The 14187-nt window shown below is 44.5% G+C and carries 9 protein-coding genes; 7 read left to right on the top strand and 2 right to left on the bottom strand.

The features are described 5' to 3' along the window. The first annotated feature begins 635 nt into the window (after positions 1 to 635). From A8708_RS06455 to A8708_RS06440, 4 genes are read left to right on the top strand one after another with little or no spacing between them, the layout of a single operon-like run. Positions 636 to 2705: a bifunctional aldolase/short-chain dehydrogenase gene (locus tag A8708_RS06455; RefSeq protein ID WP_068662682.1), complete on the top strand. Its 2070-nt coding sequence runs from the start codon at positions 636 to 638 to the stop codon at positions 2703 to 2705. A 26-nt stretch (positions 2706 to 2731) separates the two neighbouring features. Further along, complete coding sequence (gene rhaI / locus A8708_RS06450; RefSeq protein WP_068662681.1) at positions 2732 to 3952, top strand: L-rhamnose isomerase; 1221 nt, start codon at positions 2732 to 2734, stop codon at positions 3950 to 3952. Beyond that, positions 3946 to 5448: a rhamnulokinase gene (gene rhaB, locus A8708_RS06445; protein WP_068662680.1), complete on the top strand. Its 1503-nt coding sequence runs from the start codon at positions 3946 to 3948 to the stop codon at positions 5446 to 5448. The genes rhaI and rhaB overlap by 7 nt, the downstream gene beginning before the upstream one ends. A gap of 9 nt (positions 5449 to 5457) precedes the next feature. Next, positions 5458 to 6219: a DeoR/GlpR family DNA-binding transcription regulator gene (locus A8708_RS06440; RefSeq protein WP_068662679.1), complete on the top strand. Its 762-nt coding sequence runs from the start codon at positions 5458 to 5460 to the stop codon at positions 6217 to 6219. An 82-nt stretch (positions 6220 to 6301) separates the two neighbouring features. Here the strand turns inward: A8708_RS06440 and A8708_RS06435 are convergent, their stop codons facing one another. Both A8708_RS06435 and A8708_RS06430 read right to left on the bottom strand, forming a co-directional pair. Beyond that, positions 6302 to 9190 (bottom strand): cache domain-containing sensor histidine kinase, encoded by a 2889-nt coding sequence (locus tag A8708_RS06435; RefSeq protein WP_068662678.1) that lies wholly within the window; start codon positions 9188 to 9190, stop codon positions 6302 to 6304. 13 nt (positions 9191 to 9203) lie between these two features. Continuing rightward, the gene (locus A8708_RS06430) at positions 9204 to 10838 is read right to left on the bottom strand and encodes a response regulator (protein WP_068662677.1); all 1635 of its coding nucleotides are present in this window, start codon (positions 10836 to 10838) and stop codon (positions 9204 to 9206) included. A 205-nt stretch (positions 10839 to 11043) separates the two neighbouring features. On the opposite strand from A8708_RS06430, the gene A8708_RS06425 reads away from it, so the two are divergent. The 3 genes from A8708_RS06425 (at position 11044) to A8708_RS06415 (ending at position 14178) form a co-directional block, all read left to right on the top strand. Beyond that, positions 11044 to 12420: an ABC transporter substrate-binding protein gene (locus tag A8708_RS06425; RefSeq protein ID WP_068662676.1), complete on the top strand. Its 1377-nt coding sequence runs from the start codon at positions 11044 to 11046 to the stop codon at positions 12418 to 12420. Between the two features lie 64 nt (positions 12421 to 12484). Beyond that, entirely contained in the window at positions 12485 to 13369 is an 885-nt protein-coding gene (locus tag A8708_RS06420) for a carbohydrate ABC transporter permease (protein WP_068663008.1), read from the top strand. Then, positions 13354 to 14178, top strand: a complete 825-nt coding sequence (locus A8708_RS06415) for a carbohydrate ABC transporter permease (protein WP_068662675.1) — start codon at positions 13354 to 13356, stop codon at positions 14176 to 14178. Before A8708_RS06420 ends, A8708_RS06415 begins: the two co-directional genes overlap by 16 nt. Positions 14179 to 14187 lie beyond the last annotated feature (9 nt).

Raw genomic sequence — 14187 nt, 5'->3', positions numbered from 1 at the left:
TCCAAACCTACTCCTATCGCCATAGCTACTCAACAAATCCGAACCTACTCCTATCACCATAGCTACTCAACAAATCCGACCCTGCCCCGTACACCATAGCTACTCAAAGAACATCTCTCCAACATCCATCCACCCAATTAAATGGAAAATATACAGTTAAAATGCAGCATTTCGCTCGGAAAATTGATTTAGATGGAAAACATGTAGTTATTAATGAGGATTTATCTTAAATCAGCCCATTCAGCCCAAAATAGCTGTAGGTTTTCCAGTTAATGTCGCAGAAATGCTGATTTTCGCATAATTAGCTGTAGGTTTTCCAGTTATTTGAAATTATTGCTCAGCTAGAGTATCGTTGTTGAGTTGCACTCAGATTCAAAGTGTGATTCGGAAAAGATCCCACGCATATACAGATAAACGTAGTATTATATACGCCTAAATTTCATGTATCATCGAAAGTGCCTCATAAACCCAAACAATTTTCTTCGTTTACCTACAATTTACAGAGAGATCTGTCTTTTAACCCTGTATAAACAAACATAAAAATAATTATTCAAAAATAAACAAAGATATGATAAGATGAAACCATCAAAAACAAACACATACACATGGGATATAAAACTTAGGAGGGTACTTACATGGTTGCGAATTTATGGGAAGCTTCAAAAGCGAATGCAGTATCGAAAGGCGTAGAGGAAATTGTGTATCGTTCTAATCTATTAGGCACAGATCGTGCTGTATGTAACTGGGGCGGCGGCAACACCTCTTACAAAACAATCGAGAAAGATTTCCGAGGTCGCGATGTTGAAGTGATGTGGGTGAAAGGTAGCGGTTCTGACCTTGGCACGATGAAAGCAAAGAATTTCACAGGTCTTCGTATGGAGGATATCCGTCCTTTGATCGAACGTGACGAAATGTCGGATGAAGACATGGTTGCTTACCTTGCTAACTGCATGATCGACAGCAAGCACCCGCGTGCTTCCATTGAGACGCTTCTACATGCATTTTTACCTTTCAAAAACGTTGATCACACGCATCCGGACGCGATTATCTCGCTGTGCTGCGCACACAATGGACGTGAGCTTGCGAAAGAAATCTACGGCGACCGATTCGTGTGGGTTCCATATGTACGTCCTGGCTTCACACTTTCCAAAATGATCGCAGATGGCGTTCGCAACAATCCTAAGGCTGAGCTTGTTCTTATGGAGAAACATGGTCTTGTTACTTGGGGCGAAACGTCCGAAGAAAGCTACGCGAAAACAATCGCTATCATTAACGAAGCAGCTAGCTTCATTGAAGCTCGCGTGAACGAAGCGAACCTATATGGCGGTTCCAAATACGAAACTCTTAGCAGCGAAGCACGCAAGGATCTATTGGCTCAAGTTCTGCCAATCGTTCGCGGTGCCGTAAGCAACGAGAAGAAAATGATCCTCACCATTGACAGTGCAGACAATGTGCTTCAATTTGTAAACAGCCGTGATGCAGCAGTCCTTTCCCAAGTTGGAGCAGCTTGCCCGGATCACCTGGTTCATACGAAAATGAAGCCTTTATATATCGACTGGAATCCGACAACTGGCGACGCAGCAAGCTTAACAGAAGCACTCACAGCTGGTATCGAAGCATACAAAGAAGAGTACAAAGCATATTTTGACCGCAACAAAAATGAAGGCGACGTTATCAATGAAGCTGCTCCACGTGTTATCCTTATTCCAGGTATCGGGATGATCAACACAGGCAAAAGCTGGGCAATGGCGCAAATCAGCGGGGCGCTTTACCACCGTGCGATTTCCGTTATGAGAGGCGCTACGGCTCTTGGAACGTTCGTATCCCTTAGCGAGAACGAATCTTTCAACGTGGAGTACTGGCCGCTTGAGCTTTACAAATTAACACTTGCTCCTGCAGAAGCTGAATTCTCCCGTCAAATCGCGTTCATCACTGGTGGCGCTGGTGGTATCGGAAGTGTAACCGCTCGTCAATTCTTGAAAGATGGCGCACACGTAGTCCTAGCTGATCTTAACCTTGAAGGTGCGCAGAAGCTTGCAGCAGAACTTAACGAACAATATGGCGAAAACAGAGCCATTGCTGTTCGCATGGACGTAACGAAGGAAGAAGAAGTGGAAGCAGCATTCCGTGAGTCTATTCTTAGCTACGGCGGAATCGATATTATCGTGAATAATGCAGGTCTTGCGACTTCTAGTCCTTTTGACGAAACATCCCTTAAAGAGTGGAACCTGAACATGAACGTACTTAGCACAGGATATTTCTTGGTAGCTAGAGAAGCGTTTAAAATTATGAAAAAGCAAACAATCGGCGGCAGCATGGTATTCGTAGGCTCCAAGAACTCCGTATTTGCTGGGAAAAATGCATCCGCATACTCCACTGCCAAAGCGGCTGAGATTCACCTGGCTCGCTGTATCGCGGCAGAAGGCGGCGAATTCGGTATCCGCGTGAACTCTGTATTGCCAGATGCTATTCTTCAAGGATCTGCGATTTGGAACTCCGGCTGGCGTAATGAGCGCGCGGCTGCATACGGGATCGAACCGGATCAGTTGGAAGAGCACTACCGTAAAAGAACGACGTTGCTTGTTAACATTTTCCCTAAAGACGTGGCAGAAGCGATCGTTTACTTCGCATCATCCAAAGCAGCTAAAACAACAGGCTGCATGATCACAGTTGATGGTGGCGTACCAGCTGCCTTCACACGCTAATTCAACTAATAGGAGGCAACAAACCGATGAGTGACAAAGCCTACGCATTATTCGAAGAGCAACAAGCCCTGAGAGGCATTGATATAGCAGCAGTGAAAGCAAAGCTAAAAGCACTGAAAGTTGAAACACCTTCATGGGGTTACGGAGATTCTGGAACACGCTTCAAAGTTTACCAACAAACAGGTGTGCCGCGTAATCCCTTCGAGAAATTCGAAGATGCTGCGCAAGTGCACAAACTGACGGGTGTTTGCCCGTCGGTTGCGATCCACATCCCGTGGGACAAAGTGGATGACTATGCGAAGCTGAAACAACATGCTTCTGATCTAGGCGTTTCCATCGGTGCGGTGAACCCGAACCTTTTCCAAGAAGATGATTACATCTTCGGAAGTGTAACGAACTCGAATGCAGCGATTCGCCGCAAAGCTACAGATCACTTACTTGAGTGCGTGGACATTGCCAAAACAGTGGGCTCCGACGTATTAAGCTTGTGGTTCGCAGACGGTTCCAACTACCCAGGACAAGTAGATATTCGCGCTCGTAAAGCATGGATGTATGAGTCACTGAAAGAAATGTACAACGCAATGTCACCTAACATGCGCATGTTGATCGAGTACAAGTTCTACGAGCCAGCTTTCTACCACACAGATCTAGCTGACTGGGGTATGGCTTTCAATTTGGCGAACAAATTAGGTCCGCAAGCGGAAGTGCTTGTTGATACAGGCCATCACCCGCAAGGAACGAACATCGAACACATCGTGACGTACTTGTTGGATGAAAATAAACTAGGCGGTTTCCACTTCAACTCCCGTAAATATGGGGATGACGATCTGATCGTTGGTTCAGTGAATCCGTATGAATTGTTCCTGATTTTCTACCAAATCATTGATGCTGCTAACGACAAGAACCCACAAATTCGTCAAGCTGCTGATAATATTGCGTACATGATCGACCAAAGCCATAACATTGAGCGTAAAATCCCAGCGATGCTGCGTTCCGTACTAAACGTACAAACGCAATACGCGAAAGCGCTTCTGATTAACCTTGAAGAAGTTCGTGCTGCACAAGCGAACCAAGATGTTCTTGGTGCCGAAGATGCGGTTCGTAAAGCATTTGAATTCGATGTAACGCCTCTGCTTCAAGCGGTACGTGAGGAAATCGGTGTGCCAGTTGATCCGATGAAAGCTTACTTGGCAAGTGGCTACGACGAGAAAATCAATGCGCGTGGCAAAGGTGGTGCAAGCTGGTGAGTAATCCATCGACAGTTCTAGCCTTTGATTTGGGAGCAAGCAGCGGCAGAGCGATCGTCGGACGCCTTGATTCTGAAGCGGGCCAGATCACGATCGAGGAAATTCACCGCTTCTCCAATGATCCCGTGCAGGTGGGCAACCACCTGCATTGGGACATTTTGCGGCTGCTTCATGAGCTGAAGCAAGGTATTTTACAAACAAAGCATTTGGGCTACTCCCATATTGAGAGCTTGGCAATTGATTCATGGGCAGTGGATTTCGGTCTATTAGCTGCAAATGGGGAGCTATTAGGAAATCCGTATCATTACCGGGATCATCACACAGATGGGATCATGAGCGAAGTCATGGATATTGTCGGCCGTGAAAAACTGTATGCCCTTACAGGATTGCAGTTCTTGCAATTCAATTCCATCTTCCAACTGTATGCGATTCAAAAGAACAATCCGGAGTTACTAGACCGCGCAGCAACATTTCTCATGATTCCAGACCTGCTTCGCTATTTCCTGACGGGTGAAAAGCATAGCGAATTCACGAATGCGACAACAACGCAGTTGTTTAATGCCACAAGTTTCACATGGGACGCATCGCTCATCGAGCAATTGCATCTTCCGGCACAAATTTTCTTGCCGCCTGTCGCTTCGGGATCGCGTGTCGGTTCACTAAGCCCAGCCCTGTGCGAGGAATTGGATGTTCCTTCCATTCCTGTTATCGCTGTTGGCGAGCATGATACCGCATCAGCAGTTGTAGCGGTTCCTGCGCTCCATGATGACTTCGCTTTCCTAAGTTGCGGGACGTGGTCTTTGTTAGGAACAGAAACAGAGAAGCCCATACTTACGGAACAAGCGTTGGCCTGGAATTTCACGAATGAAGGCGGCGTGTTCGGAACGAATCGGTTATTAAAGAACATTATGGGTTTATGGCTCATCAATGAATGCAAACGTGCATGGGATAAGGAAGGGAAATCAGTCGGCTTTGCGGAACTCGTGAAGCAGGCAGAAGCTGTGAAGCCATTCCAATTCTTCATTGACCCCGATGATGATATGTTCTTAAATCCTGCTCATATGCCAAAGCAAATCCAGCAATATTGTCGTGACACCAATCAGGCTGTTCCTCAAACGGATGGTGAAATTATACGGTGTATCATGGAAAGCCTAGCGCTGAAATATCGCTTTATTCTTGAGCGTACGGAGCAGCTCTCAGGCAAAACATACCGTGGACTTCACATCGTAGGTGGCGGCATCCAGAATGAGCTGTTGTGCCAGTTTACAGCGAGTGCTATTCAGCGTGAAGTATGGGCTGGACCAGTAGAGGGTAGTGCCCTAGGTAACCTTGTAGTACAATGGATATCATTAGGGGTGATCGCGAATTTGCGCGAAGCCAGAAAGCTGATTCGGAGTTCGTTCCCAGTCAAGACGTATCATCCTCAGGATGAGGCGGGTTGGCAGGCGGCGTATGCAGCGTTTCTTAAAGTGGCCTCCCGATCGACGGTGAAATGAGGGGTAACGATGCTGGTAGCAGAAAGATGGCAGAGAATCGTTCAATTGGTTAATGAAAGAGGAAGCATTCGCGTAACTGAGTTGAGTGAACTGTGCCAAGTAACGGAAGAAACCATTCGACGTGACTTGGATCGGTTAGAAGCCGATGGCAAGCTCATGCGCAGCCACGGCGGCGCTGTGAGCGTGAAGGAAGCCCAGACCGAAGTTCCTTTCATGGAGCGGGAGACGGCCCACGCGGATTTTAAGAATAGCATTGCCAAGGAAGCTATTTCACATATTGTGGAAGGGGACCGCATCATTCTCGATGCGAGTACCACAGCTTGGTATATGGCCAAAATGATTCCCGACATGGCGATTACGATCATCACCAATTCGATGAAAGTTGCCTTGGAGGTAAGCGGCAAAGAGCGGATTCAAGTCATCTCCACAGGCGGCTTGCTTTCTCCGAAGTCCCTATCCTTCGTAGGTCCATTATCCGAGCGATCCTTGGATATGTATCATGCGCACAAACTGTTTCTCTCCTGCAAAGGGGTTCACGTACAGCGCGGCATCTCCGAATCGAATGAACTTCAAGCGTTGATTAAGCGCAAAATGATTAGTATTGCTGATGAAACCTATTTGCTCGCAGACCATAGTAAGTTCGGCACGCAGGCTCTAACACAAGTTGCGGGTTGGTCGGAGATTCAACATGTCATAACAGATCGACTCACGAGCAAGGAATCGCTAGATCGCATTCGCGACAAAGGCGTGCAAGTCCGTCAATTGGATTAGCCGCGCATACACGTACAGCCGTCCCACGTATATAGTGGGGCGGCTGTTTTCATGTTGGTGCAAGGATGTTACCCATTACCCATCACCCTTCATCCTCAGAAAGTAAGGGCAAATGGAGGCGTACAAGTGTTCCTTCTCCTAGTTTGCTATCGATATCCCAAGCAAAACGATCACTGAAATATAAATGCAATCGCTGAAACACATTGATTAATCCGATACCAGATTGATTGGTTTCTCGTGATTCCTCTTCAATCAATCGCAAACGCTGTAACTGTTCCTCCGTCATCCCTGTGCCATTATCGAGGATCTCAATATGCATATGGGTACCATCGATATAGCCCTTAATCATCAGTAAACCGTCAGCCTCCATTGTGTCTAGGCCGTGGATGATCGCATTTTCTACGATGGGCTGCAAGATCAATTTAACCGTCAGGAAATGTTGCAATTCCGTTGAGACATCCCAAATGACAATGAAACGATTTCTTGCTCTTATTTTTTGAATCCGTAAGTACTGGTCCAGGTGGTCAAGCTCTTCTGACATCCGAACTAGACCGCTTTTTTTACTAATGCTGCCTCGGAAAAATTGCCCCAATGCAGTTGTCATTTCAACGATTTCGTTGGCGCCTTGTCTGAAAGCCATCCATTTGATGGACTCCAGTGTGTTGTACAGAAAGTGTGGATTAATTTGCTGCTGCAAGGCATGAAGCTGGGCTTCTTTCTCCAGGAACAGGAGCTCTTTCTCACGCAGTTTCGATTGATAATTTTCGGTAATTAACTCGTTCAAACGCTTGATCATATTGTTAAAATGGCGGGCTAGACTGGCAATTTCGTCTCGTCCTTTGTGATTCATTCGTGCTTCAAAGTTGCCCTCATTCACTTCATGCATCAAGTCTTGCAGCTTTCGCAGCGGTTTGCTAATTAAACTGGAGATCAATGTTGCGATCAGCATAATCAGAATGCCGAATACAACGAAGAAAGCTGCACTGTACCATACTAGGGTAAGCACTTTCTTCTTCAATTCGTCTGAAGGGACAATACCGACCATTTTGACGCCAAAGTAGGAGGCAGTATCGTAGAAGACCATATACTTTTTATTGCTTGCATGTTTAAAATAGGAACCGCTCGTCTGTTGCATCATCTCAGTTGCGAGGGAGTCTTCCTTAGTAAGCACATGCGAGGTAAGCTCGTCATTGTCGTGGGATAGAATCGTGCCGTTCGCATCCATCAGAAAGAAATAACCAGAATCTCCGATGCGAATCGTTCGAAAGATATTGTTCAGCATGTCTTGTTCAACATTGACAATTAAGTAACCAAGCTGTGAGCCGAGAGTGGACTCGCTGGAACTGCTAATTTTCCTAGCAAATGTAAGTACCGGTGTCATATACAGATTGCGATAGGTACCGATGAGCAGCAGCTCTCCTGAGCTATGATCCAGCTTCTCAAAGACACGTGGATCGGTCTTCGATATGGGAACGGTACCCGCGTACATCCCTGTATAGATTCGTTCACGGGTTTGATTGTAGAGCTCCATCGAGAGAAACTCTCTTTTCCGTTGTTTCATGTTACCAAATTGAAGCTCAAGCATCATGTTATCCGCTGGCAGTAAAGTAGTCGTTTCTGATTTGCGCATCGTTTGCTGGATTTCAGGATGATAAATTAACTGTTGCGTTAATCTGTCGTAGTTCTTCAAGCTGTAATTGATATTCCGTTTAACTTGTTGGATCGTACTTTCTGTAAGTTGAATGACCTTATTCTGATAGTTGTCATAATGTACGTAAGTCAGTAACAGGACAAACAGCAAGTTGGGTACAAAGGTTGTTAGGACAAAATAAGCAATTAGCTTCGAACGCACACGATAATTAGGGAAAACGATGCGTGGTTCAACCGGCTCGCGTTCGTTCATTGCAGCAAATCCAGCGGACAACCCTTGTGTTAATTCAAATAACGGCTTGGATAATGTCCCGGCAAACCAGAACGACAAAACCAGGACAAATAAAAGGGAGCCCAGACCGAAAAAAAATAGGAAGGAATGCGTTCCGTCTCTACTTGTTAAGATTGATGCAATTGGGAATTCACTCATGAGTTCAAATGGATAGGAGGACAGCTGAAAGTGAGTAACGAGCACTTTACTTCCGTTTTTTTGAATGATGTTGTAAGAAGTATCATCCGATTGCAAGGAGGAAGTGTCCTGTTCCTTATCCAAGGGGAAAGGCTTGTTGCTCCAAATAGGCAAGTGTTGATTGGTCAGCAATTGAAGTGTCTCATCCACATCAGAGCTATAGAATACTTCCTTCGCAAACTCAGGAATATTAAACGTCACGACCATCGTACCGATCGTTTCATTTTCCAAAAGGATGGGACGGTAATACGCTATTTTTTGATGGAGCATGAGCGCTAACGTCTGTTCGTCCTTGGCCTTGAAGAGAGGTTGGTCCGAAGGATTGTAATAGAATGGAACACCTTCTTGCTGTTTATAGAGATAGGCTGCACTTTCATTCAGCCAATGGGAAAAGGTAAAATCAGTTCCCGCGTATTTGCCGCCATTATCATATTCATACAGATAGACCAGGTTGTTTTTACCCAAAATCATGATTTTGTCGATATAATCATGATACAGTAACGTATCATTAATTTCGCTCGTCAATCGCTGAACCCGTTGTCCAATTTGGATGAAATCGTTTTGCTGGAACGGGTCATTGACGGCTGTTTGTACCGAAGTGGTGTTTACCAACTTATTCGTATTCGCATCTAAGTCTGCAAAGAGTGATTTGAAGTAATTGGCTGTTTGCTTAAATTCATTCACTTGGTATTCCGCTTTTTCTTGCACGATAAGCCGACTCACGAAAGCTTCAGATAACCAATAAAAGGTTGTTGCAAGCATCAATGTGAGCAGAATTGAACAGAACATCAGCTTTTTACGAATCGAATGTTGGTAGAGAAAGCTTTTGAGAAGCAGTTTCAACCGTTCCATATAGACACCGCTTTCAGTATGTGATGAAGGATTGACGGTATTCAAGCGGCGTTAGTTTGGTGTAACTTTTGAACGTCGTAGCGAAGTACTTACGGTCTTGATAGCCGACTAATTCTCCAATTTCATAGACTTTGAGATCGATGCGGCGCAGCAATTCTTTCGCTTTTTCCATTCGGCAATACTTCAAATAATCGATAAAATTAATGCCGGTTTCTTTTTTGAATTGAATGCTGAAATAGCTGGGATTGAGGTAAACGAGATCTGCCATTTGATTCAACGTGATTTTTTCGCTGCTATGCTCTTCGATATATTTTTTTACTTGCTGGACTGCGGAATGTGAAGTCGTTTGTACGACGTCATTTAATTTTCTAATATGCAGCGTAATGTCTGAAATTAAGCGATCCAGCGCGATTTTTAACTGAGATAATGTCTGGAATTGCTCAACATACTCGGTGAAAGGCATGTGGAGATTGGCCATTGTTTCAAAGGAAGCGCCGTGCAGATCCAATCTTCGTTCTAGCATTGTGAAGAGTGGCGTCAAGTATCTCAAGACGAGGGGGAGCTCCGCGTGTTCGGAGTCTAGGCCACAACTGTCCCAGAAATGTTGGAAATACATTGTGCTGTTACCGCTATTCCCCTCAAGCACTGCATCAAGAAGCTTTGTTTCAACCGAATAGGGATATTCTTTGCGTTCCATGTGAAGACTGTCGGCAGGATCCCATTGAAACAATCCGCTGCGTTCCCGGAAAATATGGCGTTCCATAATACTTCTTGCTTGCTTGTAGGAATCAGGGAAAGAGAGTAAACTCTGATAAACTTCACCTAAACCTATGATGGATCGGCCACCTAGTTCCCCTTCAATCGCAACAATGATGTGATCAAAAAGCAAGGAAAGTGATTTGCGTGGTGAAACCGTTGTCGCGTTCAGATTCAAGAAGATCGCCAGTTCACCTGCTTTTCTCTTAAGCGTATAGCTATGACATTGACTTGCTTCAAGATGACGTTCAATTATCGTTGTAGCCTTCGCTAATTTATTCGCATCTGTTAGACTACCGTCAGGTTGATCACGCCATTGAATCTTCACAGCTGCGCAACAATAATAGGTCGCGTTCATTTCAATCTCTAATAAGCTCATTTTCTCTTTGGCCTCATGATACTCAGGTAAGAGGTCTTCTAGTAGTGACTGGAAAAAGTGATCTCTGGCGGCAGGAAGGCTGTTCGCCAACTGGTTTTCGTAGGATTGAAGCTTTTGCGATGATTGTCGTTCAGTATCCAATAAATGCTTTAACTTCATCATACTTTCACCGAGGTGCTTCAAGTCCACGGGCTTCAACAAATATTCGGATACACCTGCTTGCAGCGCGTCACGGGCGTACGAAAATTCTTTATATCCGGATAAAATAACAATTTTGACATGAGGATAGTGCACGGAAATGGCCCTACTGAGTTCGATACCATCCATAATGGGCATCTTGATGTCCGTGAGGACGATATCCACATCGCTGCGCTGCATCAGGTCGAGCGCTTGCTTGCCGTTGGCGGCTAGGCCAACCACCTGAAATTGAAAGCGTTCCCAATAAAAGGAGTTTAAACCTTCCCGAATCTCGAATTCATCGTCAACAATCATCATTTTATAAGTATCGTTCATCGGACTCACTCCTTTGACTCTATAATAATCATGCATTCTTTTCATGTAAAGCAACTTATAGAGAACTTCCGATCAGAATCGACAAGAGTCAAAAAGATCAAACCTAATCCAAAAACCATCCCCTATTTTTTTGACGCCAGTCACTCTACAATGAAACTCGTAGCTACACAATACATTCGGAATTACGAAAAATGGAGGCGCTTTTATGCAGGGGTTCAAGAGAAATTGGGCATTAATTAGTTTGTCGTCAATTGTTGGGTTAAGTCTTTTGAGCGGATGTGGTAGCGCTACCACGACGAAGAAAGAAACAGGAGCGGCTGCTTCTGCAAGTGCTGCGCCGAAAAAGGCTGATCCTGTAACATTGTCCATGTTCATTACTTCAGCAGGTCAGAAGGAGTGGGAAGATGGTACCCCTAACGATAAATTAAAGAAGCAATGGGAGACCAAAACAGGGAACAAGCTTGAACTTAACATTTTACCAGGTACATTGGATGAAGCCATGAAGAAAATCGACATTGCGATGCTCTCTGGCGACAAGACGGATATTATTGGCCTTTCGAATCCAATCGATCAGAACAAGTATGCATCCAGAGATTTCTTGTATCCGATGAAAGATTTAGCGAAACAGGCTAATTACGATATTGACAAAATATATGGGGACTCACTCACGAAATACAAAGATGAAGTGTACTATTTGCCGATGAATTTATCGATGTGGGCTGTCTTTTATAATAAAAAGCTATTTGATGAAGCAGGTGTTCCTTACCCTACAGGAAACTGGACATGGAGCCAGTACATTGAAACAGCGAAGAAATTAACAAAGCCGGAAAAAGGTGTCTACGGTTCCTACATGCTTACCTTTGATAACTACTTGTACTTGCAATCCAGACAAAAAAATGTGTCAGGTTACAAAGCAGATGGCACTTCCAACTATGATGATCCTGCATTTAAAGATGCCCTTAAATGGTACAACGATCTGAGTGCAGTTCACAAAATTCAGCCGTCGTGGATTGAGTTTAAGACGAAAAAGTTATCTAATCTTGGATTCTTAGAAGGCAAGTATGCCATGCATTTTATCGGAACATGGTACTTGGGTTCATTGAACAATTTCGAGAAATATCCGCGTGACTGGAAATGGGGCGTTGTTCAACCTCCTACACCTGATGATGGCAAAGGCAATAACAATATCGGGGTTACCTCTGCGCTTGCGATTAATAAAAAATCTGCGCATCCGAAAGAATCATTCGATTTCCTATCGTTCTTTGCTGAGAATAGCTATAAAGAAAGAGGCGAATTCCCTGCACAGAAAAATTTGAGCAAGGATGAAATGAATGCGGTACTGAAAAATATTGCTGATAAATCACAAGGCAGTGTAACTGCTGATGACCTTCGCAAAGCCTTGCTGGATAACGGACTTGGCTTCACGCAAGAGAAATTGCTAGGTAGTGCGATGAGTGAGTATAGCAATATTATTATGCAGGAATCCGAATTGTACTTTGCTGGACAGAAATCAGTGGACGATGCCGTTAAATCCATTAAACAAAGAGAAGACCAAGCGATTCAAGCGGCTAGCAAACAATAAATGAGATGTGTTGGAGGAGGACATCCTAGTGGTGTCCTCCTTCCTAACAAGAGGAGAATGGAGCATGCTGCGGATTACGAATGAAGAAAAAGTTGCTTTCTGGTTTGTTACGCCTTTCGTGGCGGGATTTGCACTTTTTTATTTACTGCCTACGCTTTACGCTTTCGTCATCAGCGTATTAGATTACAACAGCTTTAAAAGCTTATCGGACTTGCACTTTGCCGGGCTTTCGAACTATATCGCTGTCTTGAAGGATCCCATTGCTATAAGTTCATTTGGGAGAAGCTTCCTGTTCATGATTTGTTATGTACCGGGTGTGATTATTGCAGCGTTGCTGCTCTCTATGTTGTTTAATGCGACCTTTCACTTAAGAACATTAGCACGGACGTTGATTATGCTGCCATATGTAACGAACGTAGTGGCGATCGCGATTGTGTTTTCTATTTTGCTTAATCCCTATGATGGCGTTGTGAACAAACTGCTCGTAGCTGTAGGCGTGGAACATCCCCCATTGTGGTTGGGAGGCATTCACACCTCGCTGCCAACGATTGCTGGCGTTGAAGTTTGGCATTCAGTCGCTTTCCCAACCATCGTGTACTTAGCGGCGCTGCAAGGAGTGCCCAAAGATTTGTACGAATCAGCGGAACTTGACGGGGCAGGACGATTTAAGAAGTTTATGAGCGTGACACTGCCTCTGATTTCACCAACGACCTTCTTCCTGGTGATTACCAATATTATCGGATCTTTTCAAAACTATGCGATTTTCCGTAACTTGACCAATGGCGGTCCAGGTACTTCGTCGCGCGTTATTTCATTGAATATTTACGAAGAAGCCTTTGCTTACAACAAATACAGCTTTGCCTCCGCTCAAGCGATTCTTTTGTTCGCCATCATTCTTGTTATTACAATCATTCAATGGAGGGGGCAAAAAAAATGGGTGCATTATTAAAACCGAAATTAGTGCTTACCTGCGTGATGCTTCTCATCGGCATTGTGATGATCATCCCGTTTCTGTTTATGATTTCCTTTTCACTGAAAACACCGCTTGAGATGACACAGCATCCGGCCTCTCTTCTGATCAGCGATCCGTTTATGGGCAATTTCGAAACCATCTTCAAGCACAAAACCTATTTCATCTGGTATTTGAACTCCATTAAAGTCGTACTGGGCGTTCTTCTGTTAAGGGGGCTGCTCGTAACCATGGCGGCTTATGCCTTCGCAAGGCTTGAATTTCGCTTTAAAAATGTCATTTTCATGATCTTGATCGCCAAGATGATGATTCCATCCGATACGACCATTGTAGCGAGGTTCTTGTTGTATAAGTACCTTCATTTGAATAATACACATTGGGCGATTATTTTACCGGCGGCATTTGATGTCTTCTTCCTGTTCTTGCTTAGACAATTCTTCATTAGTATTCCCAAAGAAATATCCGAAGCGGCCATTGTCGATGGTTGTTCGCATTATAAAGTATATTATCGGATTATTTTACCACTGGCTAAACCGGCGCTTGTCACAATGGTATTGTTTACCTTTTTGTGGACGTGGAACGATTTCGCTTCGCCTTTTGTATTCATAACGGACATGAAGAAGCAGTTGCTAACGGTAGGCTTATCCTACTTCCAGACTGAAGCGGGCGCTGACTATGCGCTGCAAATGGCCGGAGCTGCTGTAGCTGTGCTGCCTACGATCATTCTGTTTATTTTTGCCCAAAAATACTTTGTTCAAGGTGTTGCGATGTCAGGGGTTAAAGGTTGATCGTTAGGA

It is taken from the genome of Paenibacillus oryzisoli (assembly GCF_001653565.1).
In the GTDB taxonomy this organism is placed as follows: Bacteria; Bacillota; Bacilli; order Paenibacillales; family NBRC-103111; genus Paenibacillus_E; species Paenibacillus_E oryzisoli.
This window is presented reverse-complemented; position numbering and strand designations above follow the sequence as displayed.

Excerpts from the sequence above, each read along its gene's own strand:
- A8708_RS06430 (WP_068662677.1), bottom strand. The coding sequence starts at position 10,838 with ATGAACGATACTTATAAAATGATGATTGTTGACGATGAATTCGAGATT.
- A8708_RS06440 (WP_068662679.1), top strand. The coding sequence starts at position 5,458 with ATGCTGGTAGCAGAAAGATGGCAGAGAATCGTTCAATTGGTTAATGAA.
- A8708_RS06415 (WP_068662675.1), top strand. The coding sequence starts at position 13,354 with ATGGGTGCATTATTAAAACCGAAATTAGTGCTTACCTGCGTGATGCTT.
- A8708_RS06420 (WP_068663008.1), top strand. The coding sequence starts at position 12,485 with ATGCTGCGGATTACGAATGAAGAAAAAGTTGCTTTCTGGTTTGTTACG.
- A8708_RS06425 (WP_068662676.1), top strand. The coding sequence starts at position 11,044 with ATGCAGGGGTTCAAGAGAAATTGGGCATTAATTAGTTTGTCGTCAATT.
- A8708_RS06455 (WP_068662682.1), top strand. The coding sequence starts at position 636 with ATGGTTGCGAATTTATGGGAAGCTTCAAAAGCGAATGCAGTATCGAAA.
- rhaI (WP_068662681.1), top strand. The coding sequence starts at position 2,732 with ATGAGTGACAAAGCCTACGCATTATTCGAAGAGCAACAAGCCCTGAGA.
- A8708_RS06435 (WP_068662678.1), bottom strand. The coding sequence starts at position 9,190 with ATGGAACGGTTGAAACTGCTTCTCAAAAGCTTTCTCTACCAACATTCG.